Consider the following 24727-nt stretch of genomic DNA (forward strand, 5'->3'; position numbering starts at 1 on the left):
GTTCCATTCCTTGCCCGCACACCAGGTCGTTGCGTGCATGGAGGAATTGATTAATACTTGCCGCCTTAGCATAGGATGCTGCGCTATACTGCGCAATACCGTAAAACTACCTGATCCTATCCGAAACACTATGCGCACCATGCCTGCCATCGATTTTGCCAGTATTTTTCAACAGGCACCGGTCGGATTATGCGTATCCGAAAATCGCATCATTCTGGCCTGTAACGATGAACTGAGCAAGATGTTCGGTTACGCGCAAACGACTTTACTCGGTGCTTCATTTCAAGTCTTATATCCTAGCACGACCGAATTCGAACGTACCGGTGCCCGTATCACACCGATCATGAATGCGCGCGGCTATTACTCAGATGAGCGCATCATGAAACGCGCCAACGAAGAATTATTTTGGTGCCATGTTTCCGGCCGTGGTCTCGATAAGCACGATCCGCATGCGGCCGGCATCTGGACCTTCGAAGATTTGAGCGCGAAACGTCAAGTCAGTGCTGAATTGACGCCGCGTGAACGTGAAATCGCCGCCTTGCTGGTCGAAGGAAAAACCAGCAAGCTGATCGCCCGACAAATTGCTCTGAGCCCGCGCACGGTGGAAATGCATCGTGCCAAACTGATGAGAAAGTTTTCCGCCGCCACCTCGAGCGAGCTGGTGCACAAACTGCTGGGCTCGCTCTGAATCTTCCTCTGACAATGACTCAAGCCGCGGTACGGCGGCGCTTGGCGAGCGCTTTGAATTCATTGAATTTCTGTTTAATTACTTCAGGCAACACCACCGATTTCTCGCTGAGATGGTCAACCCACACCACCTTGGCCCCCCCCTCGGCATAAAGCGCATAGCCATCGTCAACCGAACGCATTTCCTGTACGGTTTCAAAACTGCTGCGTCCCAATTCTGAAATATACGTGCATACCTCGACCTGGCCCGGATATTTCAACGGTTTCTTGAAGGTGCAACGGGCATTGACGATCACCGGGCCATTCCCATTCGCATCAGGCAAGCAACCCATCACCGTCAACCATTCGATACGCGCTTGCTCCATGTACTGAAAATACACGGTATTGTTAACGTGTCCCATGGCGTCCATATCACCCCACCGGATAGGAATGGTGACGGTGTAGACCAATTTTTTTTCAGCCGATGCCATCTCCATCACTGCACACTCATCCCGTCATCTGCGGTCATGATCGCACCATTGAGGAAACGCGACTCTTCAGCGGCCAGCAACAGCAAGAGCCCGTCCAAATCTTCCGGCGTGCCGACTCGCTTGCGTGGCAGCATCTCGATCAACTTCTGCCCTTGTTCGGTGTCGAAATATTCGGAATTGATTTCCGTCGAAATATAGCCGGGACAAATTGCATTGACATTAATACCGTATTTACCCCATTCGACCGCCATCGCCTTGGTCATGTGAACCACAGCAGCCTTGCTCATGCAATAAATACCTATCTGTGGCAACACCCGCAAACCAGCCACCGAAGCGATGTTGATAATCCTATGTTCTTTGCGGGGATCCCCCTTGTGGCGCGCAATCATGCGCTTGGCCGCTTCTTGGGCGACAAAAAAAGCGCCACGTTGATTCGTATCCATTACATAAGCATAATCGTCCGGCGTCACATCGACCAGCCGCTGGGTAGTCGATACCCCGGAGTTATTGATCAAGATATCGATCGGTCCGGCCTCGGTTTCTGCATGCGCGATCGCTGATTTGATGCTGGCATAATCGGTCACATCGAGCGCCACCACATGAGCGGCACCACCGTCAGCTTCGATCTCGGCACGCAATTCTTTGAGCCGATCGATGCGGCGTGAAGCCAACACCACTTGCGCACCAGCCTGCGCCAACACTTTTGCAAAGCGTGCGCCAAGACCGCTGGATGCGCCGGTAATCAACGCGATTTTTCCTTCAAAATTGACTTCTATGCCCATCAGTAGCTCCGCAAAAAGTTTGAAACGATCAGATTCATCTGATTCGCTATGATGACATAGTTATTTACTACTAGCATAGCGGGTCTCAATATTCTATCGCCAGCAGTCGGTCGGCGTTAGGTGAAATCGGCGGCAAAATCTTGCAAAACGCACAGAATGTGGTGCATAGCCAACGAGCGTCTGCGATAATCGCGATTCTCTCTCGATAGAGCCTGTTGGTAAGCTTCATCTAATCGGAAACTTGCGCAATAAGATTGCAGCAGCTACCATGCTCTACATAATTTAGCACGTTCGTTCGAAAATATTTTCAGAAAGCGATTACAGCCATGTCCTTAACCCTTCTTGAGCAGTATGGTCCGCGCGATGCGATGGAATACGATGTCGTCGTCGTTGGCGGCGGTCCGGCCGGTTTGTCGGCAGCGATCAAACTCAAACAGTTGGCCGCGGCCAAGGGTGCCGAGCTGTCGGTCTGCGTATTAGAAAAAGGCGGCGAACTCGGTGCCCATATTTTGTCGGGTGCGGTAATGGATCCGCAAGCGATCACTGAATTATTTCCCGATTGGAAAGAACGCGGTGCGCCGCTCAACACCCCGGTCAGCGAAGACCGTTTTTTGTTCTTGACCGAAACCAAGGCACACAAGACACCGAACTGGATGTTGCCCGGCTGTTTTCAAAATCATGGTAACTATGTCATTTCGCTGGCCAATGTCGTACGCTGGTTAGGTCAGCAAGCCGAAGCGCTGGGCGTGGAAATTTTCCCCGGTTTTGCCGCTGCCGAAATTCTCTATACTGAAGATGGTGCCGTCAAGGGCGTCGCCACCGGCAATATGGGTGTCAATCGCGCCGGCGAAGCCGGACCGGCCTTCCAACTCGGCATGGAATTGCATGCCAAATACACGCTGTTCGCCGAAGGCGCCCGCGGTCACCTCGGCAAGCAACTGATCGCTAAATATGACTTAAGCAAAGGCAAGGATCCGCAAACCTACGGCATCGGCATCAAAGAGCTGTGGGAAATCGATCCGGCCAAACACCAACCGGGTCTGGTCATCCATTCGGCCGGGTGGCCCTTACCCAGCGATGTGTATGGTGGCTCTTTCCTTTACCATCTTGAAAACAACCAGGTCGCAGTCGGTTATGTGGTCGGCTTGGCGTATGACAATCCGTATTTGTCACCGTATGAAGAATTTCAACGCTACAAAACGCACCCGGAAATCAAACATTTCCTCGAAGGTGGTAAACGGATCGCCTACGGTGCCCGCGCAATTACCGCCGGCGGTCTGCAATCGCTACCGAAATTGAGCTTCCCGGGCGGTGCCCTGATCGGTTGCGAAGCCGGCTTCCTCAATGTCAGCCGCATCAAAGGCAGTCATGCGGCGATCAAAACCGGTATGCTGGCAGCTGAGGCCGTGTTCGATGCCCTTGCTGCAAACCGCAGCTACGATGAAGTGACCGCTTACAGCACAGCCTTTGAAGCCTCGTGGCTGCATGAAGAATTGCACAAAGCACGCAACTTCAAACCGTGGATGAGCAAAGGCCTCTACCTCGGTGCTGTGATGGTCGGCATCGATCAACTGCTGTTAGGTGGCAAGGCGCCCTGGACACTGCATCACACCCACGCCGACCACGAATGCCTGCGCCCGGCCGCCGAATTCACACCGATCGTTTACCCTAAGCCCGATGGGAAAATCAGCTTCGATCGCTTGTCATCGGTCTTCATTTCCAACACCAATCATGCTGAAGATCAGCCGATTCATCTGACCCTCAAAGACAGCAGCGTGCCGGTCAACCTGAATTTGGCGCGCTATGCCGGACCGGAAGCGCGTTATTGCCCAGCCGGCGTGTACGAGTACATGAAAACCGAGGATGGCCAAGATAGATTGCAAATCAATGCACAAAACTGCGTACATTGCAAAACCTGTGATATCAAAGATCCTAGCCAAAACATCGTCTGGGTGACCCCGGAAGGTGGCGGCGGACCGAATTATCCGAATATGTAAGTAGCACCGAAGAACACAGTGAAACGGGCCCGGTTGAGCAACAACCGGGCCCGTTTCACATTGCGGGGTGCAAGTCAGACGCACGCTCAGGGAAACTGACGATGGCAATGGCAAATTTCAGGCCGGTTTGATATGTTTATTTCTTTGCAAGGGCCCGTGGTTTGGCCACAAAGCGCTGCTTTCGACTGCACTGCGTCGTTTCATCGGCATGCCGCTACGAGCAAACTCATCGGCGTACTCACCTTGTCGACCTGGTATCCTGCTTGCTCTCCTCTGCCTCGCACGCCTGCCTGCCACGGCCTCTGCGCCAAGCGGCATCAGCGGCAGCGTCCTCAGCAAGGTCCAGACATTGACATCCTCTCCGGCAAAAAAAGGCTGTCCTTGGAGACACAAGTATAGAGAAGCGCACAAAAACTACACCGATCCAAGAGCGCTTGATGGCGATTTCTTGCATGTTTTTTCACTATGCCGCAGCTATGATGCGAACAAGAATTGAATGCGCTAATAACCGTCCAAGCATACTCGGAAAGGAGTTTACCGTGCCCGCCATCTCTGCCTGCTGTCCCAGTCCTCTTAGCAGCGCTTGCGCGGCGCTCGGCTCTGGCCTGCGCCGTGCCGCCTCCTGTTTGGCGCGCGCTTTTTGTTGTGCCCGCAATAGTCCCGAAGTACCAGCTGCTTCGTCTGTCAACGTGGAGAAACACATAGATAACGCCATAGCTACGGAAGAGATCGATCCGACATACCTGCCGGTGATGCGCGGAGAAGGAACGAAACTGGCGACGAAAGCGATCGATCAGCGCAAGTCCGCCACGGCATTTTTCATGCAAATGTCTTTGCTCAGTAGCCCACACAATTTGAACCACCGCCTCGACGATATCCGTTCTTACGCTCAGAGCCGTACACCCCATTGTAGACGCGGCAATCAGGTCAAGCATCTCAACAGCATCGTGCGTGACTTGCAGAATCTCGCAAATTGGCTACCCGATGGCCAACTGAAAACAAACACCCAGCGCTGCAACGCCGAACTCAGATCCAAGCTGATGAAAGTAGCTAGAAACGGCATCATCAGCCAAGAAACGGCCCAAGACTGCCTGCGGTCGATTAGCGATCTGAGGATTGGTTTTGAGAAAGATCGCATAATCAAACAGGATAGAAATACCCTCGTCGGAATTTGATACGTCCCTGCCACTCCCCACTTGAAAAGAGTACACCATGCCAGCTCTCTCTGCCTGTTGCCCCAGCCCCCTTAGCAATGCTTGCCAGCCCTTGGTATCCGGCCTGCACCGCGCTGCGTCCTGTCTGGCACGCGCTTTTTGTTGTGCCCGCAATAGCCAGGAAGAATTACCTGCCGCTCATCTCACCCTTGAGCAGCTAACAAATCAAGCCCAAGATGAAGCTCTGGCAGTTGCAGTAATGCGCCACTCTCTCGAATCGCAGCCCGATCCAAGATTTCTACCGGCGATGCGCGGGGAAGGTGCCACACTAGGGGCGGAAGCGAGCCGTCAGCGTGACGCCGCCAAAGAATTTGCAATGCAACTCGTTACCCCCTCTGTGGAGGACAATTTGACCAAGCGGCTCGACGCCATCAAACTGTACACCGAGCGCAACGCTGACAAGCCCATCAGCAACGATGAGGCCAAGTACCCGAGCGACATCGTGCATGAGCTGCAGAATCTTTTCAACTGGCTGCCCGATGGATACTACAGAACAGAAACTGAGGTCAGCATCGCCAAGCTCAAAACCGAGCGGATGACAGTCAGCAGCGACGGCATTATCAGCCAAGAGTTGGCCACGAGCTGTCTCAAGGAGATCGGCAGGCTCAAAGCCTGTTTTGTAGTCGCGTCTCAATTAGCCCGGGCCGAACAGTACATGAAGCAGTTGGCAGATAACAATCAGCTTTTTAGTCAGCGGCATTATCCCTGAGGAAGCGCGGTTAGGGTAGCGATGCAGACTGAAAAGTATTTTACGACAGCCGCCCTTTAGCGGGAATCGCTCGGCGTGCTGTATTTTAATAAACCACCAAAAGAAATTAAGCATGCCAACTATTTCCAGTGATTGTAGTAAGCCACTTAGCCGTGCTGGCGCAAGCCTTGCAGCGAGTCTGCGTGTTAGCATGTCCGGTTTGGCCCGAGCAGTTCGTTGCGTCAGAAATACTCTGGAACCGGCTAGCCGTAGGCTAGCCGAGTCAGACAAGCGCTCAATTCGGGTGCGCATGACGGACGACATGCAACTGCAAGTGTTTCATGCCAAGTCGACCCGCTCTGCATTTCTGCCTTCTATGCGCAGCAACACCAGCGCTTCGACTATGACAAAAACCCAAAGAGCGGCAGCACAGCGCTTTGCCGCGCAATTGTCATTGCCGATGCTAAATCACGCATTCAGACAAAACTTGCAAGCAATTTTAGACTACTGCGACGACCCCGCCTCAAGCACATTACGCATCGATGAACAAAATTGCGTGACGGTGTTGACTGCGCAATTGCAGAATATGGCGAACTGGATAGCCGACGGCCCTTTGAAAGCGTTCACGCAGGAATCGAGCATGACACTTGCTGCCGAGCTGGAGAAACTATACGACAACGCCTTCATCAGCCGCGAATTGGCAGGTGAGTGCGCGCAGATCGTAGGAACGCTCTGTGATCGTTTCGTTCTCGCGCGTTTTTATAGAGAGCTGGAAGCAAGCCAAGCACGATAAAGGCTGATAAACGCGCTTGGTAAAGCAAGGGAACCGTCTATCGCACTACCAAGCGCCCAGTACCAGCTTTTCCAGCCAGAATGCACCGATGATAGTTTTGACGTCGGTAATCTGGCCATTGCGCACCCAAGCCAAGATTTCTTCCGGGCGGGCGGTGAAGGTATCGAGAAATTCGCCATCGTCAAGACTGGCTGGGCCGGCAACAAGATCGCGGGCAAGATAGATTTCCAGATGCTCGTCAGAATACGCGATGGCATTATGGATCGTGCACAAATGACGCCAGGTACTGGCGGTATAACCGGTTTCTTCGCGCAGCTCACGTTGGGCGCACAGCAGCGGGTCTTCTCCAGCGTCGATCTTCCCGGCAGGAAATTCAATGAATACCCTATCGAGCGGGTAGCGGAACTGCCGTTCCAACAAAACACTACCATCATCGAACAGCGGCACGATCACCACGGCCCCCGGATGACGAATATATTCTCGCGTCGTCACTTTGCCATCCGGCAATGTGATGCTATCCTTTTGCACACGTAAAAAAGAACCGTCGTAGGCGAGTTCGCCATCGAGTTTTTGCTCGCGCAAATGAGAATCAGGCTGATCAAGCATGGCGACGTTTCAAATATTGGAAGACAAAGCCAGGAAAGGCGAACACGACGAACAAACACAGCGTGATGGCATAAAATTCCCAGCCCTGAGGGAAGCGGTTACCGGCGCTGGCTTCCAGTGCAAAGCCTAGCGCACCAAGCACGAAATACAAGGCAAACAACTCGATCAGACGTAGCCAAAATGGCTTGATCGCTCCGAGCCGTGGCACCGCAACGAGCGCGAAGCAGCGCTGATTGAAAAATGGCAGATTGGCTGCCAAGATGGCCAGCAGCACGATCAAGATGACGGACGCTGAACTGGCCACGATACTATCCTTACGATGCCAAGGTTTTGACGATGGCGTTCATGCAAGCAGTCATCAAACCACCCGGCATCAAGCCGAGTACCAACACTGCCAGACCATTGAGACTGAGAACCACACGCACATCGGCACTGGCTGTGATCGGGCTGGTATCGGCGGCGTCGTCAAAGTACATCAATTTAACGACACGCAGATAATAGAAGGTACCGATGAGCGAGAACAACACGGCGAACAATGCCAGCCAGACCTGTCCACCGGCGATCACTGATTGCAGCACCGATAATTTTGCGTAGAAACCCATCAGCGGCGGAATCCCTGCCAGCGAGAACATCAGCAGCAACATGACGAAGGCAAACCATGGCGAGCGTTTGTTCAAGCCTTTCAAATCATCCAGATTTTCCGCTTCAAAACCTGCACGCGACAACAATAAGATCACGCCGAATGTACCCAAGGTACTCATTACGTAGGTGATGCTGTAAAACATAGAAGCGCTGTAGGCATCGGCTGCCAAGCTGACATTGCCTTGCGAAACACCGGTTGCCAAACCGAGCAGCATGAAACCCATCTGCGCGATGGTCGAGTAAGCGAGCATACGTTTGAGATTGGTTTGCGCGATCGCAGTCAAGTTACCAACGGCCATAGACAGGACCGCCAACACCAGCAACATTTGCTGCCAATCAAAAGCTTGCGAAAACAAACCCTCCACCAAGAAGCGGAAAGTAATCGCGAACGCGGCCAGTTTCGGCGCACTGCCTAGCAGCAGAGTAACAGCGGTCGGCGAGCCTTGATAGACGTCCGGTACCCACATATGGAAAGGCACGACACCGAGCTTGAACGCCAAACCAGCGACCAAGAACACCAAACCGAACACCAAAATCGTTTTATTCGCAACCGGTGAAGCTGCAACGCGCGCGACCTCCGACAATTCCAAAGAACCAGTGGCACCGTACAACATGGAAATACCGTACAACATGAAGCCGGAAGCCAAGGCACCGAGAATGAAATACTTCATCGCCGCTTCAGTCGAGACCGTGTGTTCACGACGCAGCGCCACCAAGGCATACAAGGACAAGGACATCATTTCCAAGCCGAGGTAAATGATGAGGAAGTTGTTACCTGAGATCATCAGCATTTGGCCGAGCAGCGAGAACAATGCCAGCACATAAAATTCGCCACCAAGCTTGCCGGTGGTGATGCCGCGATCGGCCACATACTGGCGCGAGTACACCAGCGTGACGCCGATTGCCAGATAAGAAAACAGTTTGAGCAAGGTCGCCATCGGATCGGAGACGAACATGCTGTTGCTGACGTAAGTAGAACCTTCCGTATTGGCTGTTGCCAGCGTCAAACCGGCGCATCCGAACAGCGTCAGTATGCTGAGCACGTAAGTCAGATTACGTTTGCTGTCGGCTAAGAACATATCGATGAGCAGAATTGCGCAAGTCGCCAGCAGCAAGAATATTTCAGGATAAAGTGGTATGAAGTTCATATTATTCAGTTCTACTATCAGAGCGGTAACTTGGAAGTCGCCACATGCTTCAACAGATCAGTCACGCTGACCTGCATGGCATCGGTAAATGGCGCTGGGTACAGACCCATTGCAATGACCGCAATTGCCAGCACGCCGAGCATGAAAAACTCGCGTTTATTGATATCGCTCAGATGTGCCACATGGTCGTTGGTTATGGTACCGAACACGACGCGCTTGACCATCCACAAAGAATACGCTGCGCCTAAAATCAAGGCAGTCGCTGCCAGCATACCGATCCAGAAATTGAACTGTACCGCACCGAGTATCACCATGAATTCGCCGACGAAACCGGAAGTCGCTGGCAAACCGCAGTTAGCCATGGAAAACAAGACAAATAAGGCAGCAAATTTCGGCATTCTGTTAACCACGCCGCCGTAGTCGACGATTTGACGTGAGTGCACGCGGTCATACAAGACACCGATACACAGGAACATGGCGGCAGAGATGAAACCATGCGAAATCATTTGTACGATCGCGCCCTGCACCGACATGTCATTAAACATGAAGAAACCGAGTGTGACGAAGCCCATGTGCGCAATCGATGAATACGCCACCAATTTTTTCATGTCGGCTTGTACCAAGGCGACCAGACCGATGTAAATCACGGCAATCAGCGAGAGCGTGATCATGAAGCCGGCCATATAATGGCTGGCGTCCGGTGCGATCGGCAAAGAGAAGCGCAAGAAACCGTAAGCACCGAGCTTGAGCATGATGGCGGCCAAGACGACTGAACCACCGGTCGGTGCTTCCACGTGGGCATCCGGCAGCCAAGTATGCACTGGCCACATCGGTACTTTCACGGCGAAGGCCATGAGGAAAGCGCAGAACAGCATGATCTGGGTCGACAGCGGCAAAGGCAAAGCATGCCAAGCCAGAATATCGAAAGAATGGCCGGCTTTGATGTAGAGATAGATAATCGCTACCAAGGTCAATAAAGAACCGAGCAAGGTGTAGAGGAAGAACTTGAACGCTGCATACACGCGGTTCGGACCACCCCAGACGCCGACGATGATGTACATCGGGATCAGTGTCGCTTCAAAGAAGACATAGAACAGCATGCCATCGGTGGCGCAGAACACGCCTATCATCAAGCCCGACAAGATCAGGAAAGCCCCCATGTATTGGGCCACCTGCTTTTCCACGACTTCCCAAGCGGCGATGACGACGATAACGGTGATAAACGCCGTCAGCGGAATCAGCCAGAGCGAGATACCGTCGATACCGAGCGCATAAAAAATGTTGAATTTCTCTACCCACGAGAATTTTTCAACGAATTGCATGCCATGGGCACTGTTATTGAAACCGGAGATCAGCGGCAGCGTGACCAGAAAGCTCGCCAGCGAGCCGATCAAGGCCACGCCGCGCACTATTCCAGGATGGCTGTCGCGGCCGAATGCCAGGACAAAAATACCGAACGCGATCGGACACCAAATCGCCAGGCTGAGTAAGGAGGAAGTTGACTGCATCATGATTATATTTTTATAGCCGAGGTCACTTATTTAGCAAACGGGAATGGCATGAAGTACACAAGGAACCCCAACACGCCCAAAATCATTACAAAAGCATAGTGATAGATATAACCACTTTGGAACAAGCGAATCACACGTGAAATCGCTCCGACCAATTTTGCGCTGCCATTGACGACGAATCCATCGATCAAGGCTTTGTCGCCGATATTCCAAAGACCACCGCCAAGCAGGCGAGCACCGCCGGCAAATACGATTTCATTGAAACGATCGAGGTAATATTTATTCTCGAGCAAAGTGTAAATCGCACCGGCATGCTTCTTGATCGCCGTTGGTATCGCCGGTTTGACCATGTAGAAGTAATACGAACTGGCCACACCTGCCACTGCCAACCAAAACGGCAGACTGGACAAGGCATGAATTGCCATACCGATCGGCGAATGGAATTCGTGTTTCAACTCTTCCATCGCTTGATGCGCTTCATTGACGGCGATGACATTGGTGAAAAAGCTGCCGAACAACATCGGTTCGATCGCGAAGAAACCGATGATCACCGAAGGAATCGCCAGCATCACCAGCGGGAACCACACCACGAATGGTGATTCATGCGGTTTTTGACCTGGTGCCAAACCGTGGTGTTCATCGTGCGCGGCATGATCGTCGTGCGCATCATGGCCATGGGCATCGTGTTTGGCGTGCGCATCGTGCTTAGCGGCGGCCTTGACATCGTGCTTGGCCTCATGGGCATGGGCATGACCGAAGTTTTCTTTGCCATGGAAGACTAAGAAATACATACGGAACGAATAGAAGGCGGTGACGAACACACCGGCGAGCGTGGCGAATTGCGCAAAACCAGCACCCGGCAAATGCGAAGCTTGCACCGCTTCGATGATGCTGTCTTTCGAATAGAAACCCGAGAAAAACGGCGTGCCTATCAGTGCCAGCGAACCGAGCAAAGAAGTGATCCAGGTGATCGGCATATATTTACGCAAACCACCCATGTTGCGGATGTCTTGATCATGGTGCATACCGATGATGACCGAACCGGCCGCCAAGAACAGCAAGGCCTTGAAAAACGCATGGGTCATCAAATGGAATACCGCAACCGAGTAAGCCGACGCACCGAGCGCGACCGTCATGTAACCGAGTTGCGAGAGTGTGGAGTAGGCGACGACGCGTTTGATATCGTTTTGTATGATGCCGAGGAAACCCATGAACAGCGCGGTGATCGAACCGATCACCAAGATGAACGACAAGGCAGTGTCAGACAATTCAAACAGCGGCGACATGCGAGAAACCATGAAGATACCTGCCGTCACCATGGTGGCGGCATGAATCAGCGCAGAAATCGGGGTCGGACCTTCCATCGAATCAGGCAACCAGACGTGCAGCGGGAATTGCGCCGACTTACCCATCGCACCGATGAACAGGCAGATACAAGCGACGGTAATGAGCATCCAGTTAGTACCTGGCAACAGCAGCTTGGCCAATTCTTCTTTTTTGGCAAATACTTCCGCGTAATCCATCGAACCGGCATAAGCCAAGATCAAACCGATGCCGAGGATGAAACCAAAATCGCCGACGCGGTTAACCAAGAAAGCTTTCATATTGGCGTAAATCGCGGTCGGCTTGGTATACCAAAAACCGATCAGCAAATACGAGACCAAACCAACCGCTTCCCAGCCGAAAAACAATTGCAGGAAGTTGTTGCTCATGACCAGCATCAGCATCGAGAACGTAAACAGCGAAATATACGAGAAGAAGCGGTTGTAACCTTCATCTTCGGCCATATAACCGATAGTGTAAATATGCACCATCAAGGAGACGAAAGTGACGACACACATCATCATCGCGGTCAGATTATCGACCAGAAAGCCGACTTCGAGTTTCAGGCCGGCTACTTGCATCCACTGATACAAGCTGGCGTTGTAGACCGGCGCACCATTCTGCAGGTCACTGAGCGTCATGCAGGAAATGATGAAGGCGATGAGTACGCCTAATATCGTCGCCGTATGCGAGACTTTACGTCCGACCAGGTTGCCGAAAAACTTGGTGCCCAGTAAACCGGCAATGACAGAGCCTGCCAGTGGCGCCAGAGGTACCGCCAATAATAGTTGTGGGTTAAGTTGCCCCGCCATGATGACCCTTTTTGTTAGCTTGATGCTGTCAGCTTAATGCCTTGAGCTTGATACTTCTTAAATCACGAACGCATGACGCCGGCTCTTGCGAAAACCGGCGCGCGCATTAACCTTTGAGTGCGTCCAGATCTTCGACATTGATGGTGTCGAGATTACGGAACAAGACCACCAGAATTGCCAAGCCGATGGCCGATTCAGCCGCTGCCACCGTCAGGATGAAGAATACGAATACCTGGCCGGCCGCATCGCCGAGATAATGCGAAAACGCGATGAAATTGATATTCACGGCCAACAACATCAGTTCTATCGCCATCAGCAAAACGATGATGTTTTTGCGGTTGAGGAAAATACCGACGATGGAGATGGCGAACAGTATCGCGCCGAGTATCAGGTAATGGGTCAGAGTCAAAGCCATCATCAGCCTTCCAGTTTAGTTGTGGCAGCACGCGCGCGATCGGAATCGGCTTGCATCTTGACGATACGTACGCGATCTTTGCTCTTCACTTTGACAGCCTGTGCCGGATCGATGGCCTTGGTGTCTTTACGACGACGCAAAGTCAAGGCGACGGCTGCAACGATAGCCAGCAGCAGTATCGAAGCGGCGATTTCAAAAGCGAGCTGATAGTGCGTAAAAATCACGATACCGAGGTTTTTGGTGTTCCCAATGGTATCGGCAGCGGCCGGTACGCGATTATCAGGACGCAAGAAACCACGCCACAACACCGCCGACATTTCCAGCACCACCACCACACCGACCGTAGCCGCAAGCGGAAAGCTGCTCCAAAAACCGATGCGCAGTTTGTCGAGGTTAATGTCGAGCATCATCACCACGAACAGAAACAAGACCATGACCGCGCCAACATATACCAGCACCAGCACGATGGCGAGGAATTCTGCCTTCAACAACATCCAGATCGCCGCCGCGCTGAAAAATGACAGCACCAGAAACAAGGCGGCATGCACAGGGTTGCGAGCAGTAATGACTTGCGTGGCCGCGAGCACGAGGATCGCGGCGAACACATAAAATAAAGCGCTAGTAAATTCCATATTGAAACCGTTCCAATTAGCGGTAAGCAGCATCAGCAGCACGGGCTGCAGCGATTTGCGGTTCGTAACGATCGCCTACGGCGAGCAACATTTCTTTGGTGAAGTACAGATCGCCGCGTTTCTCACCATGATACTCGAGCACATGGGTTTCAACGATGGAATCGACCGGGCAAGACTCTTCGCAAAAGCCGCAGAAAATGCACTTGGTCAGATCGATATCGTAGCGCGTGGTACGGCGGCTACCGTCTTCGCGCTGCTCGGATTCGATCGTGATCGCCATGGCCGGGCACACAGCTTCGCACAATTTACAGGCGATGCAACGTTCTTCGCCATTCGGGTAACGGCGCAGCGCATGCAAGCCACGGAACCGCGGCGACTGCGGTGTTTTTTCTTCTGGGAACTGGACAGTGATTTTGCGGGCAAACATGTAGCGACCGGTCAGAGCCAGCCCCTTGAGCAGTTCGCGCAGCATCAGGCTGCCAAAAAAATCCTTGATTGCTTCCATTTTTCTAGCCTCTTACTTCCAAATATTCCAGGAGGTTTGCATCCATGCGGCGACGAACACCAGATACACCAAAGTCAACGGGATGAACACTTTCCAACCCAGACGCATGATCTGGTCATAGCGATAGCGTGGGAACGAAGCACGCGCCCAGATGAACAGCGATACCACCACAAAGGTTTTCATACCCAGCCAGATCCAGCCTGGTACCCAATTGAAGACAATCGAGTCGAGCGGTGCGGCCCAACCGCCAAGGAACATCAGGGATGCCATGGCCGAGATCAGTATCATATTGGCGTATTCGGCCAAGAAAAACATCGCGAACGACATACCCGAGTATTCGACCATATGACCGGCGACAATTTCTGACTCACCTTCGACGACGTCGAATGGATGGCGATTGGTTTCAGCGATGCCGGAAATAACGTAGATCACAAACACCGGCAACAATGGCAACCAATTCCATGACAGGAAATTGAGGCCCATGCTGGCGAAGCGGCCATGCGTCTGGGAGTTGACGATATCGGTCATGTTCAAACTGCCTGACACCATCAGCACGATGACGAGCACGAAGCCCATCGCGATTTCATACGACACCATTTGTGCCGAGGCGCGCATGGCACCGAGGAAGGCGTATTTCGAGTTCGAGGCCCAGCCGGCGATGATGATGCCGTACACTTCCATGGAAGTGATCGCCATGATCAGCAACAAACCGGCATTCACATTCGCCAGTACCGTTTCCGGGCCGAACGGGATCACCGCCCATGCAGCCAGAGCCGGCATGATGGTCATCACCGGAGCGATAATGAAGAGCACCTTATTGGCTTTGGCCGGAACGATGATTTCCTTGAGCAAGAGCTTCAAGGCGTCAGCGATAGGTTGCAGCAGACCGGCTGGACCGACGCGGTTAGGGCCGAGGCGGATGTGCATCCAGCCTATCATCTTGCGTTCCCATAAAGTCAGATACGCTACACAGCCCATGATAGGCAAGGTGATGCAAATGATCTTCACCAGCGTCCAAACCAACGGCCAAACGTAACCGAACAAGTGTTGACCGAAGTCTTGTATCGTCAGCAGCAAACTCATTATGCACGCTCCACGGAGATGGTACCGAACAAACCGTCGAGATTGGCGCTGCGCTCAAGGCCGGCGGCGAGTCGGACAACCTGATCCGGCAAGCCGGCATCGATATGAACATTGAGCAAAATCGCCGCACCTTTACTGAATTTAAGCATATCGCCTTCGACCACACCAAGTTGCGTCGCCAAAGCGCTGCTGATGGCGGCGATCGGGGCGCGCGCATCGGCAGTTTTCTGCAAAGATTCGGCACGGCGTACCACGCCGTCGGTCGCGTAGATCGCCACATTACTGAGGCGTTCCAGACCGGCCACCGCAGCAGTCGGCACACTCGGTGCGAGACCGGCACGATTATTCAAGCGTGCGCTCAGTTCGCCTTGCGCCAAAATGGCGTCGCGTACTGCTTCTGAGGTATCGAAATCAAACTCAGCCAAGCCGAGCAAATTACCGAGTACGCGCAAGACTTTCCAAGCCGGGCGAGTATCACCGAGCGGTTTGACGACACCGTGGAAACTCTGGGCGCGGCCTTCGCAATTGACGAAGGTACCCGAAGTTTCAGTCGATGGCGCAACCGGCAGCAAGACGTCGGCATAATCCATGCCGTGCTTGAACGGCGACAGCACTACCACCATCTCGGCCTGTGCCAAGGCGGCTTTGGCTTGCAGCGGATAAGCGCTGTCGAGAGTCGGTTCGGCATGCAATACCAGATAGGCCTTTTTCGGCGCAGTAAATGCCGCTTCCGTGCCACCGGCGGCGTTGGCCAGATAGCCACCGACGCTGTTCGCTGCTTCACCGAGGTAGCCGAAGCTGGCTTCAGTTTGACTCGCAATCCATTCAGCCAAGGCATGTAATTGCGCCGCTTGCGGATGGTGTGCCGCCGTGGTGCCGAGGAAGACACCGGCTTTACCGGCGATCAGGCTGTCAGCAATTTTGTCGGCTACAGCACCGGCAGTGATCGCTGCAAAACCGGCCGGAACCGCCACTTGTTTTTTCTGTGCCACAGCGACCGCAACTTCTGCTAAAAAGGCAGTCCATTGCGATGGTGCGACGATGGCTTTGTTAGCCAATTTGATCAACAGTTCATCGTCACTCGCATGCAGGATGCTGAGCTTGCTGCCCATTTTGACCGAAGCGCGCAAACGCGCCGCCAACAAAGGATGATCTTTGCGTAAGAAGGAACCGATGACGAAGACATTTTTCAATTGCGCGAATTCGGCAATCGAGGTGCCCAGCCAAGGGGTGACTTGCGGGTTCAAAGAAAAATCAGATTGACGCAGACGGAAATCGACGGCGCTTGAACCGAGACCGCGCACGACGCGCTGCAACAAGGACAATTCTTCCAAGGTAGCATGTGGCGCGGCGACTGCGGCAATCGCGTCGGCACCGTGTTCGTGCTTGACGTTACGCAGACCATGGGCGACGTATTCGAGCGCGGTTTGCCAGTCAGTTTCCTGCCATTGACCGCCCTGCTTGATCATCGGCTTGGTCAAACGCTCGGCGCTGTTCAAGCCTTCGTAAGCGAAACGATCTTTATCGGAAATCCAGCATTCATTGACGTCGTCGTTTTCCAACGGCACCACGCGCATGACTTTATTATTCTTGACTTGCACGATCAGATTCGAACCGAGACCGTCATGGGCGCTGACCGATTTACGGCGCGACAATTCCCAAGTACGAGCCGAATAACGGAAAGGCTTGGATGTCAATGCGCCGACCGGACAGAGGTCGATCATATTGCCGGACAATTCGGAGTCGACGGTTTTACCGACGAAGGAAGTGATTTCCGAATGTTCGCCACGATTGAGCATGCCCAATTCCATCACACCGGCGATTTCTTGACCGAAGCGTACGCAGCGCGTGCAGTGGATGCAACGGCTCATTTCTTCCATCGATACCAGCGGACCGACATCTTTATGGAACACCACGCGTTTTTCTTCTTCGTAACGCGAACTGACACCGCCGTAACCGACCGCCAGATCTTGCAACTGACATTCGCCACCCTGATCGCAGATCGGGCAGTCGAGTGGATGGTTGATGAGCAGGAATTCCATCACTGCTTTTTGCGCCTTGACCGCTTTATCGCTGTTCGAGCGAACGATCATGCCAGCCGTTACCGGAGTGGCGCAGGCAGGCAAAGGCTTCGGTGCTTTTTCAACCTCGACCAGACACATGCGGCAGTTGGCCGCAATGGATAATTTTTTGTGGTAGCAAAAATGGGGGATGTATGTGCCAAGTTTATTGGCCGCATCCATCACCATACTGCCCTCTTGGACTTCGACTTTTTTGCCGTCTATTTCGATTTCAACCATGGTCTACTCTGTGTGTGCTAACCGAAGCTGGCTTACATGTAAGTGGGAACCAAGCAATGCTTATGCTCGATGTGATATTCAAATTCCTCGCGGAAATTCTTGATAAAAGCGCGTACTGGCATCGCTGCAGCATCACCGAGGGCGCAAATTGTCTTGCCCTGTATGTTGTCTGCGATCGAATTGAGCATATCGAGATCTTCCGGACGACCTTGACCGTGTTCGATTCTGTGAACCAAACGATAAAGCCAACCTGTACCTTCACGGCACGGCGTACATTGACCGCAGGATTCTTCAAAATAGAAGTAAGACAAACGTAACAAGGATTTGACCATGCAGCGCGTCTCGTCCATCACAATTACCGCGCCCGAGCCGAGCATAGAGCCGGCCTTGGCGATGGAATCGTAATCCATGTCGGTGGCCATCATGACCTCACCGGTCAAGACCGGCATCGATGATCCACCTGGAATGACGGCTTTGATTTTTTTACCATCGCGCATGCCGCCGGCAAGTTCCAACAGCGTGGCAAACGGCGTACCCATTGGCACTTCGTAATTACCCGGCTTGGCGACATCGCCCGACATCGAGAAAATCTTGGTGCCACCGTTATTCGGCTTACCGATGGCAGCGTATTTTTCACCACCCATCGCCAGCACAAACGGCACGGCAGCGAAGGTTTCGGTATTGTTAATCGTGGTCGGCTTACCATACAGGCCGAAGCTGGCCGGGAATGGCGGCTTGAAGCGCGGTTGACCTTTTTTGCCTTCCAAAGATTCCAGCAAAGCCGTTTCTTCGCCGCAGATGTAGGCACCGTAACCGTGGAAAGCATGCAGTTGGAAGGAAAATTCCGAACCGGCGATGCGATCGCCGAGCATGCCGGCGGCGCGCGCTTCTTCGAGCGCTTCTTCGAAACGATCGTAGTCGGCGAAAATTTCACCGTGAATATAGTTGTAGCCGACCGTGATACCCATGGCGTAAGCGCCGATGGCCATACCTTCGATCAAAGCATGCGGGTTGTAGCGAATGATGTCGCGGTCTTTGAATGTACCCGGCTCGCCTTCGTCGGTATTACAGACCAGATATTTTTGGCCCGGAAATTGACGCGGCATGAAACTCCACTTCAAACCGGTAGGAAAACCGGCACCGCCGCGACCGCGCAGCGAAGACGCTTTAAGTTCGGCGATGACTTGTTCCGGCGTGATTTTTTCCGACAAAATACGTTTGAGCGAAGCGTAACCACCGCGCGCGACATAGTCTTCCAGATGCCAGTTTTTTCCATCAAGGCCAGCCAAGATCAAAGGCTGAATATGGCGATTATGCAGACTCGTCATTATTTACCCGCTTCTTTCAATTCAGTGACCAGGCCATCGATTTTTTCATTCGACATCCAGCTGCACATGCGTTTATTGTTGACCAACATGACCGGCGCATCGCCGCACGCGCCCATACACTCACCTTCGACCAGCGTGAACTGGCCATCGGCCGTGGTTTCGCGGTAATCGATACCGAGCTTTTGTTTCAGGTAGTGCGCAGCGCGCTCCCCACCCGACAAAGCGCACGGCAAATTGGTGCAGACCGAAATCTTGAATTTGCCGACCGGTTTGGTATTGTACATATTGTAAAACGTCGCTACTTCCTGCACTGCAACAGCGGGCATGCCGATGTAATCAGCCAGAGTTTGCAAGATTTCCGGTGGCAACCAGCCGGTTTCATCTTGCGCAATAGCCAAAGCGGCCATCACAGCAGATTGCCGCTGGTCAGCCGGAAACTTCGCGAGTTCGCGATCAATTTTTTTAAATGCCTGCTCGGATAACACCATAGCTCGCCTCAAATCAACGCCAAAAAGGCGTTCTTATCTGTCAATCTCACCAAACACAATATCTTGAGTACCGATGATCGTTACCGCATCAGCAATCATGTGACCCCTAGCCATTTCATCGAGACCCTGCAGATGCGCATAACCTGGCGCACGGATCTTCAGACGGTATGGCTTATTGGCCCCATCAGACATCAAATAAATACCAAATTCACCCTTAGGATGCTCAACCGCCGCATACGCTTCACCAGGAGGAACATGAAAGCCTTCGGAAAAAAGTTTGAAGTGATGAATCAACTCTTCCATATTCGATTTCATATTAACACGGTGCGGCGGAGCAACTTTATGGTTCGCAGAAATCACTGGCCCTTGGTTATTACGCAACCACTCAACACATTGCTTGATGATACGGTTCGATTCGCGCATTTCTTGCACGCGTACCAAATATCGATCGTAGCTATCGCCATTGACGCCCACAGCGATATCGAAATCAAGCAAATCGTAGACTTCATACGGTTGTTTCTTGCGCAAATCCCACTCTATGCCGGAACCGCGCAGCATAGGACCGGTAAAGCCCATGGCCAGCGCACGCTCAGGCGAGACGACGCCGACACCAACCAAACGCTGCTTCCAGATACGGTTATCGGTCAGCAGAGTTTCGTATTCGTCGATATATTTTGGAAAACGATTGGTGAAATCTTCGATGAAATCGAGCAGGGAACCCTGGCGATTTTCATTGAGTTCACGCATGGCTTTGGCGTTTTTCAATGCCGATGCCGTGAATTGTGGCATTTGCTCAGGCAAATCGCGATACACGCCGCCCGGACGATAGTAAGCAGCATGCAAACGCGCACCTGACACCGCCTCATAACAATCCATCAAATCTTCACGTTCGCGGAAGGCATACAAGAACACCGCCATCGCGCCGACGTCGAGCGCATGCGCACCGATCCACAGCAAATGGTTGAGTACGCGGGTGATTTCATCGAACATCACGCGAATGTATTGCGCGCGCATTGGCACTTCCAAACCGAGCATTTTTTCTATCGCCATCACATAGGCGTGCTCGTTGGCCATCATCGACACGTAATCGAGCCGATCCATATAGGGCACCGACTGCAGATAAGTTTTTTGCTCGGCCAATTTCTCGGTCGCGCGATGCAGCAAACCGATATGCGGATCGGCCCGCTGTATCACTTCGCCATCGAGCTCCAACACCAGACGCAATACACCATGCGCAGCCGGATGTTGCGGACCAAAGTTGAGGGTGTAATTCTTAATCTCAGCCATTATTTCATCCCGTAATGTTCTTCACGAATCACGCGCGGCGTGTTTTCGCGCGGCTCTATCGTGACCGGCTGATAGACGACCCGTTTTTGCTCGGCGTCGTAGCGCATTTCCACATACCCGGAGACTGGGAAATCTTTGCGGAATGGATGACCGATGAAACCGTAATCAGTCAAAATACGACGCAAATCGTTATGCCCATCAAACAGAATACCGAATAAATCGAAAGCTTCGCGCTCATACCAATTGGCGGCATTCCAGACATCGATCAAGGAGGCGACCAGCGGCATCTCATCATCAGTGGCAAACACGCGCACCCGCAAACGCCAATTATGCTTGACCGATAACAAATGCGTGACGACCGCGAAACGCGCGCCATCCCAAATACCATCACCGTAAGTCGAGTAATCAACACCACACAAATCGATCAATTGCTCAAAATGCGTGTCAGCGTGATCACGCAAGTCGCGCATCACTTGCAGATAATCTGCCGACGAAACGACGACGGTGAGCTCACCGAGCGCATTACTAAGCTCTGCGATGCGCGCACCCAAGACGACATGTAGCGCGGCCTCGAGTTTTTCTATTTTGCTTGTCATATTTAAAGGCTGCCTTCGCAATCACACGCTCAGCGGGCGATGGTGTTAGTACGTTTGATCTTGTTTTGGAGCTGAATGATACCGTAAATCAGCGCTTCAGCCGTCGGCGGACACCCTGGCACATAGATATCGACTGGGACAATACGGTCACAACCACGCACCACAGAGTAAGAATAATGATAATAACCACCACCATTAGCGCAGGAACCCATGGAGATTACCCAGCGCGGCTCAGCCATTTGGTCATACACTTTACGCAAAGCTGGGGCCATCTTGTTACATAAGGTTCCAGCCACAATCATCACATCCGACTGCCGCGGCGACGGGCGAAACACGACACCGAAGCGATCGAGATCGTAACGCGAAGCACCGGCATGCATCATTTCAACTGCACAGCAAGCCAAACCGAATGTCATCGGCCACAGCGAACCGGTACGCGTCCAGTTGATCAGCTTATCGGCCGTCGTCGTGACAAAGCCTTCGTTCAATACACCTTCAATCGACATAATCCATCACTCCCAATCAAGAGCGCCTTTTTTCCAGATGTACCAGAATCCGACACCGAATTCGAGCACAAAACCCAACATAATCAAGAAGCCCGTCAAGCCGAGATCGCGCATGGCGACGGCCCACGGAAAGAAAAATGCCGTCTCAAGATCAAACAGAATGAACAGAATTGCGATCAGATAATAGCGCACATCAAACTTCATACGCGCATCCTCGAAAGCTTCGAAGCCACATTCGTACGGGGATGTTTTTTGAGAATCCGGCTTATAGGGAGCGAGAATGCGACCTAAAAATTGCGGCACCACACCAACAGCGATACCAACCAGAATAAAGAGAAGTACGGGGAAATAATTTTCGAGGTTCACGTTAGGCCACCTGTAATTGAACGCCATATTGAAGCGGATCATTTATTGACTATGCCAGTCAACAAAATGACCGCTTCCTCGACAAAGCCAGTAAAGATAACTGACTTATTTTTTGGTGCCGACGACGAGACTCGAACTCGTACAGCTTTCGCCACTACCCCCTCAAGATAGCGTGTCTACCAATTTCACCACGTCGGCCTAAGCACAGCATTCTACTCTGATTGCCCTCATTGTTCAACGCACAATCGAGAAAAACCAAGGTTTTTTTGCTGCAGAGTACAAATTTATTTCGGAATCTGGTTTACTTGCGCAGCCGATGCTGGCACTGCTGCCGCTGGTGCTGCCGGCGCCACCGCTGCCGCACTGGCCGGTGCTGTTTTTACCGCACCCAAGCTATCCATCACGCCAGTACTGGTTTTACGGTTGCCGTTAAGCACGCCGAGCGCCAAAGTCGCGATGAAAAACAAAGCCGCTGCCACACCGGTGGAACGCGACAAGAAGTTCGAAGAACCGGTGGCACCGAACAAACTGCCGGAAGCACCGGAGCCGAAAGACGCGCCCATGTCGGCGCCTTTACCGTGCTGCAACAACACCAGGCCGATTATCGTCAATGCTGACAAGACCTGAACTACTACTATCAAAGTAAAAAAAGTTTGCATCAAAACACCCTAAAGATTAAGCAACACCAACAAACAAATTAAATTAGCCGCAAGCAGCTATGATCGCCAAGAACTCTGCTGATTTCAATGCCGCACCACCGATCAAGCCACCATCGATATCCGCCATCGCCAACAAGTCTTTGGCATTATCCGGTTTCATACTGCCGCCATACAAAATTTGCATGCCTTGCGCCGCTACCGGATTGACCAGAGCAACTTGGGCACGCAGGAAGGCATGCACATCTTGGGCCATTTGCGGACTGGCAGTTTTACCCGTGCCGATCGCCCACACTGGCTCATAAGCAAGCACGATACGAGTAATCTGATCGGCGGCCAATACCGCCAAAACTGCCTGCAACTGCTGAGCAACCACCTGCTCGGTCTGGGCCGATTCGCGCTGTTCGAGAGTTTCTCCGACGCAAACGATCGGGGTGATCGACGAACCCAGTGCCTGCAATACTTTTTGCGCCACCGTCGCGTTAGTCTCCGCATGGTAAGCACGACGCTCAGAGTGACCAACGATCACATATGCGCAACCGCAATCAGCCAACATCGATGCCGCCACTTCGCCGGTAAATGCGCCATGCGCATGCGCCGACACATCTTGCGCGCCACAACGGATGGCGGAATCGGTCAATAACTCCGCACACTGCAGCAAATATGGTGCTGGCGCGCAAACGAGCACATCGACCGAGGCCTTGGCCGGCATGCCAGCTTTAATTTCTGCCAGAAGCGAATGATTCGCAGCCAAGCTGCCATTCATTTTCCAGTTACCTGCTATTAGAGTGCGTCGCATAGTGTTCACAGTATAAATAACCGTCTATTGTATCTTGCAGTGACGTACACGGTCAAACCAGACACGTCAGATCGCCGCTTACACAGCGAAAAGTCGGCAAAATATTACAATTTCAAGATGATTTTACCGATATGCGCGCCCTCTTCCATCATGCGATGCGCCTGTGCCGCTTGATCCAAGGGAAACACCTGATGAATAATAGGGGCAATTTCTTTACTCTCAAGCAATGGCCAGACCCGATTTTGCAGCTCTGCCGCCACGATTGCCTTGAAAGCCACCGAACGCGGCCGCAGTGTGGCACCGGTGATAGTCAAGCGTCGACGCAAAACTTGCGAAAAATCAACATCAGCATGTGTCCCACCCAGCAAAGCAATAATGGCAATGCGACCATCATCAGCCAGGCAAGCAATTTCTTGCGGAATATAGCTACCGGCAACCATATCGAGAATCACATCGACACCTTTGTCATCCGTCAATTGCTTGACCACATCGGCGAATTGCTCGGTTTTATAATTGATACCGCGCTCGGCACCGAGACGCTCGGTTGCGCGGCATTTCTCTTCACTACCCGCAGTGGCAAATACACGATGACCAAGTGCGCGGGCAATTTGTATTGCAGCTACACCAATACCGGAAGTACCGCCCTGCACCAGCAAACTCTCTGCGCTTTGCAAGCGGGCGCGCTGAAACACATTCGACCACACGGTAAAATAAGTTTCTGGCAACGAAGCCGCTTCTAACATCGATAAGCCGGCCGGGACTGGCAAGCACTGCCCCAGCGGGGCCACACAGTACTCGGCATAGCCGCCACCCTGCACTAAGGCACAGACCTGATCACCGAGGGCAAACTGACTACCAGCGAGATCGCCGCCGACAATTTCACCGGCAACTTCCAAGCCCGGCAGATCAGAGGCACCGGGGGGCACCGGGTAAAAACCGAGACGCTGTAAGACATCAGGACGATTGATGCCAGCCGCATGGACTTTGATCAAGACTTCACCGGCACCGGCTTGCGGCTGCGCGCGTTCGCATAATTGCAAGACTTCGGGACCGCCGTACTGGCTGATTTCTATGGCACGCATGGGCACACTCC

General features: G+C 52.7%; 26 protein-coding genes and 1 tRNA gene. 5 read left to right on the plus strand and 22 right to left on the minus strand.

Annotated elements, in window-relative coordinates:
* The first annotated feature begins 130 nt into the window (after positions 1-130).
* The gene (locus RHM61_RS19780) at positions 131-688 is read left to right on the plus strand and encodes a LuxR C-terminal-related transcriptional regulator (RefSeq protein WP_322249016.1); all 558 of its coding nucleotides are present in this window, start codon (positions 131-133) and stop codon (positions 686-688) included.
* Between the two features lie 19 nt (positions 689-707).
* Here RHM61_RS19780 and RHM61_RS19785 read toward each other — a convergent pair whose 3' ends face one another.
* A complete protein-coding gene (locus tag RHM61_RS19785; protein WP_322249017.1) occupies positions 708-1163 on the minus strand; it encodes an acyl-CoA thioesterase in 456 nt (151 codons plus the stop codon).
* Positions 1163-1939 (minus strand): SDR family oxidoreductase, encoded by a 777-nt coding sequence (locus RHM61_RS19790; RefSeq protein ID WP_322249018.1) that lies wholly within the window; start codon positions 1937-1939, stop codon positions 1163-1165. The genes RHM61_RS19785 and RHM61_RS19790 overlap by 1 nt, the downstream gene beginning before the upstream one ends.
* A gap of 326 nt (positions 1940-2265) precedes the next feature.
* Here RHM61_RS19790 and RHM61_RS19795 point away from each other — a divergent pair, with 326 nt between their 5' ends.
* The 4 genes from RHM61_RS19795 to RHM61_RS19810 all read left to right on the plus strand — a co-directional run bounded on the left by RHM61_RS19795 (position 2266) and on the right by RHM61_RS19810 (position 6631).
* Positions 2266-3936, plus strand: a complete 1671-nt coding sequence (locus RHM61_RS19795) for an electron transfer flavoprotein-ubiquinone oxidoreductase (protein ID WP_322249019.1) — start codon at positions 2266-2268, stop codon at positions 3934-3936.
* Positions 3937-4475: 539 nt separating this feature from the next.
* Positions 4476-5111 carry a hypothetical protein gene (locus RHM61_RS19800; RefSeq protein ID WP_322249020.1) on the plus strand — a complete coding sequence of 212 codons (636 nt, stop codon included), beginning with the start codon at positions 4476-4478 and terminating at the stop codon, positions 5109-5111.
* Between the two features lie 37 nt (positions 5112-5148).
* Positions 5149-5859 (plus strand): hypothetical protein, encoded by a 711-nt coding sequence (locus tag RHM61_RS19805; RefSeq protein ID WP_322249021.1) that lies wholly within the window; start codon positions 5149-5151, stop codon positions 5857-5859.
* Between the two features lie 301 nt (positions 5860-6160).
* Positions 6161-6631 (plus strand): hypothetical protein, encoded by a 471-nt coding sequence (locus RHM61_RS19810; RefSeq protein WP_322249022.1) that lies wholly within the window; start codon positions 6161-6163, stop codon positions 6629-6631.
* 45 nt (positions 6632-6676) lie between these two features.
* Here RHM61_RS19810 and RHM61_RS19815 read toward each other — a convergent pair whose 3' ends face one another.
* The 20 genes from RHM61_RS19815 to RHM61_RS19910 all read right to left on the minus strand — a co-directional run bounded on the left by RHM61_RS19815 (position 6677) and on the right by RHM61_RS19910 (position 24716).
* Positions 6677-7237, minus strand: coding sequence for an NUDIX hydrolase (locus RHM61_RS19815; RefSeq protein ID WP_322249023.1), 561 nt, complete (start codon positions 7235-7237; stop codon positions 6677-6679).
* On the minus strand, positions 7230-7541 hold the full coding sequence (locus RHM61_RS19820; protein WP_322249024.1) for a DUF2818 family protein: 312 nt from the start codon (positions 7539-7541) through the stop codon (positions 7230-7232). The genes RHM61_RS19815 and RHM61_RS19820 overlap by 8 nt, the downstream gene beginning before the upstream one ends.
* 10 nt (positions 7542-7551) lie before the next feature.
* Positions 7552-9027, minus strand: a complete 1476-nt coding sequence (nuoN, locus tag RHM61_RS19825) for an NADH-quinone oxidoreductase subunit NuoN (protein ID WP_322249025.1) — start codon at positions 9025-9027, stop codon at positions 7552-7554.
* 17 nt (positions 9028-9044) lie between these two features.
* Positions 9045-10538 carry an NADH-quinone oxidoreductase subunit M gene (locus RHM61_RS19830; RefSeq protein ID WP_322249026.1) on the minus strand — a complete coding sequence of 498 codons (1494 nt, stop codon included), beginning with the start codon at positions 10536-10538 and terminating at the stop codon, positions 9045-9047.
* A 26-nt stretch (positions 10539-10564) separates the two neighbouring features.
* Positions 10565-12673, minus strand: a complete 2109-nt coding sequence (gene nuoL, locus RHM61_RS19835) for an NADH-quinone oxidoreductase subunit L (protein ID WP_322249027.1) — start codon at positions 12671-12673, stop codon at positions 10565-10567.
* A gap of 106 nt (positions 12674-12779) precedes the next feature.
* Positions 12780-13091: an NADH-quinone oxidoreductase subunit NuoK gene (gene nuoK, locus RHM61_RS19840; RefSeq protein ID WP_322249028.1), complete on the minus strand. Its 312-nt coding sequence runs from the start codon at positions 13089-13091 to the stop codon at positions 12780-12782.
* A complete protein-coding gene (locus tag RHM61_RS19845) occupies positions 13091-13720 on the minus strand; it encodes an NADH-quinone oxidoreductase subunit J (protein WP_322249029.1) in 630 nt (209 codons plus the stop codon). Before RHM61_RS19845 ends, nuoK begins: the two co-directional genes overlap by 1 nt.
* 16 nt (positions 13721-13736) lie before the next feature.
* The gene (nuoI, locus tag RHM61_RS19850) at positions 13737-14225 is read right to left on the minus strand and encodes an NADH-quinone oxidoreductase subunit NuoI (RefSeq protein ID WP_322249030.1); all 489 of its coding nucleotides are present in this window, start codon (positions 14223-14225) and stop codon (positions 13737-13739) included.
* 12 nt (positions 14226-14237) lie between these two features.
* Positions 14238-15308: an NADH-quinone oxidoreductase subunit NuoH gene (gene nuoH / locus RHM61_RS19855; RefSeq protein WP_322249031.1), complete on the minus strand. Its 1071-nt coding sequence runs from the start codon at positions 15306-15308 to the stop codon at positions 14238-14240.
* Positions 15308-17608, minus strand: a complete 2301-nt coding sequence (nuoG, locus tag RHM61_RS19860) for an NADH-quinone oxidoreductase subunit NuoG (RefSeq protein ID WP_322249032.1) — start codon at positions 17606-17608, stop codon at positions 15308-15310. The genes nuoH and nuoG overlap by 1 nt, the downstream gene beginning before the upstream one ends.
* Before the next feature lie 32 nt (positions 17609-17640).
* Complete coding sequence (gene nuoF, locus RHM61_RS19865; RefSeq protein WP_322249033.1) at positions 17641-18936, minus strand: NADH-quinone oxidoreductase subunit NuoF; 1296 nt, start codon at positions 18934-18936, stop codon at positions 17641-17643.
* Positions 18936-19424, minus strand: a complete 489-nt coding sequence (gene nuoE / locus RHM61_RS19870) for an NADH-quinone oxidoreductase subunit NuoE (RefSeq protein WP_322249034.1) — start codon at positions 19422-19424, stop codon at positions 18936-18938. Before nuoE ends, nuoF begins: the two co-directional genes overlap by 1 nt.
* Before the next feature lie 33 nt (positions 19425-19457).
* The gene (locus RHM61_RS19875; RefSeq protein ID WP_322249035.1) at positions 19458-20711 is read right to left on the minus strand and encodes an NADH-quinone oxidoreductase subunit D; all 1254 of its coding nucleotides are present in this window, start codon (positions 20709-20711) and stop codon (positions 19458-19460) included.
* A complete protein-coding gene (locus RHM61_RS19880) occupies positions 20711-21307 on the minus strand; it encodes an NADH-quinone oxidoreductase subunit C (protein WP_322249036.1) in 597 nt (198 codons plus the stop codon). Before RHM61_RS19880 ends, RHM61_RS19875 begins: the two co-directional genes overlap by 1 nt.
* A gap of 29 nt (positions 21308-21336) precedes the next feature.
* Positions 21337-21813 carry an NADH-quinone oxidoreductase subunit B family protein gene (locus RHM61_RS19885; RefSeq protein WP_322249037.1) on the minus strand — a complete coding sequence of 159 codons (477 nt, stop codon included), beginning with the start codon at positions 21811-21813 and terminating at the stop codon, positions 21337-21339.
* A 6-nt stretch (positions 21814-21819) separates the two neighbouring features.
* Positions 21820-22179, minus strand: a complete 360-nt coding sequence (locus tag RHM61_RS19890; protein WP_322249038.1) for an NADH-quinone oxidoreductase subunit A — start codon at positions 22177-22179, stop codon at positions 21820-21822.
* A gap of 113 nt (positions 22180-22292) precedes the next feature.
* Positions 22293-22377: transfer RNA gene (locus RHM61_RS19895), tRNA-Leu, on the minus strand.
* 86 nt (positions 22378-22463) lie between these two features.
* Positions 22464-22838: a preprotein translocase subunit SecG gene (secG, locus tag RHM61_RS19900; RefSeq protein ID WP_322249039.1), complete on the minus strand. Its 375-nt coding sequence runs from the start codon at positions 22836-22838 to the stop codon at positions 22464-22466.
* Between the two features lie 43 nt (positions 22839-22881).
* The gene (gene tpiA / locus RHM61_RS19905) at positions 22882-23634 is read right to left on the minus strand and encodes a triose-phosphate isomerase (RefSeq protein ID WP_322249040.1); all 753 of its coding nucleotides are present in this window, start codon (positions 23632-23634) and stop codon (positions 22882-22884) included.
* Between the two features lie 104 nt (positions 23635-23738).
* The gene (locus tag RHM61_RS19910) at positions 23739-24716 is read right to left on the minus strand and encodes an NAD(P)H-quinone oxidoreductase (protein ID WP_322249041.1); all 978 of its coding nucleotides are present in this window, start codon (positions 24714-24716) and stop codon (positions 23739-23741) included.
* Positions 24717-24727 lie beyond the last annotated feature (11 nt).

Origin of the sequence: Undibacterium sp. CCC3.4, assembly GCF_034347425.1 — a bacterium.
In the GTDB taxonomy this organism is placed as follows: domain Bacteria; phylum Pseudomonadota; class Gammaproteobacteria; order Burkholderiales; family Burkholderiaceae_D; genus Undibacterium.

Bases quoted from the DNA above. Each gene is read 5' to 3' on its own strand.
- RHM61_RS19885 (WP_322249037.1), bottom strand. From the start codon at position 21,813: ATGTCGATTGAAGGTGTATTGAACGAAGGCTTTGTCACGACGACGGCC.
- tpiA (WP_322249040.1), bottom strand. From the start codon at position 23,634: ATGCGACGCACTCTAATAGCAGGTAACTGGAAAATGAATGGCAGCTTG.
- nuoK (WP_322249028.1), bottom strand. From the start codon at position 13,091: ATGATGGCTTTGACTCTGACCCATTACCTGATACTCGGCGCGATACTG.
- RHM61_RS19795 (WP_322249019.1), top strand. From the start codon at position 2,266: ATGTCCTTAACCCTTCTTGAGCAGTATGGTCCGCGCGATGCGATGGAA.
- nuoL (WP_322249027.1), bottom strand. From the start codon at position 12,673: ATGGCGGGGCAACTTAACCCACAACTATTATTGGCGGTACCTCTGGCG.
- nuoN (WP_322249025.1), bottom strand. From the start codon at position 9,027: ATGAACTTCATACCACTTTATCCTGAAATATTCTTGCTGCTGGCGACT.
- RHM61_RS19810 (WP_322249022.1), top strand. From the start codon at position 6,161: ATGCAACTGCAAGTGTTTCATGCCAAGTCGACCCGCTCTGCATTTCTG.
- nuoH (WP_322249031.1), bottom strand. From the start codon at position 15,308: ATGAGTTTGCTGCTGACGATACAAGACTTCGGTCAACACTTGTTCGGT.
- RHM61_RS19830 (WP_322249026.1), bottom strand. From the start codon at position 10,538: ATGATGCAGTCAACTTCCTCCTTACTCAGCCTGGCGATTTGGTGTCCG.
- RHM61_RS19845 (WP_322249029.1), bottom strand. From the start codon at position 13,720: ATGGAATTTACTAGCGCTTTATTTTATGTGTTCGCCGCGATCCTCGTG.
- RHM61_RS19875 (WP_322249035.1), bottom strand. From the start codon at position 20,711: ATGGCTGAGATTAAGAATTACACCCTCAACTTTGGTCCGCAACATCCG.
- RHM61_RS19785 (WP_322249017.1), bottom strand. From the start codon at position 1,163: ATGGAGATGGCATCGGCTGAAAAAAAATTGGTCTACACCGTCACCATT.
- RHM61_RS19780 (WP_322249016.1), top strand. From the start codon at position 131: ATGCGCACCATGCCTGCCATCGATTTTGCCAGTATTTTTCAACAGGCA.
- nuoI (WP_322249030.1), bottom strand. From the start codon at position 14,225: ATGGAAGCAATCAAGGATTTTTTTGGCAGCCTGATGCTGCGCGAACTG.
- nuoG (WP_322249032.1), bottom strand. From the start codon at position 17,608: ATGGTTGAAATCGAAATAGACGGCAAAAAAGTCGAAGTCCAAGAGGGC.
- nuoF (WP_322249033.1), bottom strand. From the start codon at position 18,936: ATGACGAGTCTGCATAATCGCCATATTCAGCCTTTGATCTTGGCTGGC.
- RHM61_RS19790 (WP_322249018.1), bottom strand. From the start codon at position 1,939: ATGGGCATAGAAGTCAATTTTGAAGGAAAAATCGCGTTGATTACCGGC.
- RHM61_RS19910 (WP_322249041.1), bottom strand. From the start codon at position 24,716: ATGCGTGCCATAGAAATCAGCCAGTACGGCGGTCCCGAAGTCTTGCAA.
- nuoE (WP_322249034.1), bottom strand. From the start codon at position 19,424: ATGGTGTTATCCGAGCAGGCATTTAAAAAAATTGATCGCGAACTCGCG.
- RHM61_RS19815 (WP_322249023.1), bottom strand. From the start codon at position 7,237: ATGCTTGATCAGCCTGATTCTCATTTGCGCGAGCAAAAACTCGATGGC.
- RHM61_RS19880 (WP_322249036.1), bottom strand. From the start codon at position 21,307: ATGACAAGCAAAATAGAAAAACTCGAGGCCGCGCTACATGTCGTCTTG.
- secG (WP_322249039.1), bottom strand. From the start codon at position 22,838: ATGCAAACTTTTTTTACTTTGATAGTAGTAGTTCAGGTCTTGTCAGCA.
- RHM61_RS19805 (WP_322249021.1), top strand. From the start codon at position 5,149: ATGCCAGCTCTCTCTGCCTGTTGCCCCAGCCCCCTTAGCAATGCTTGC.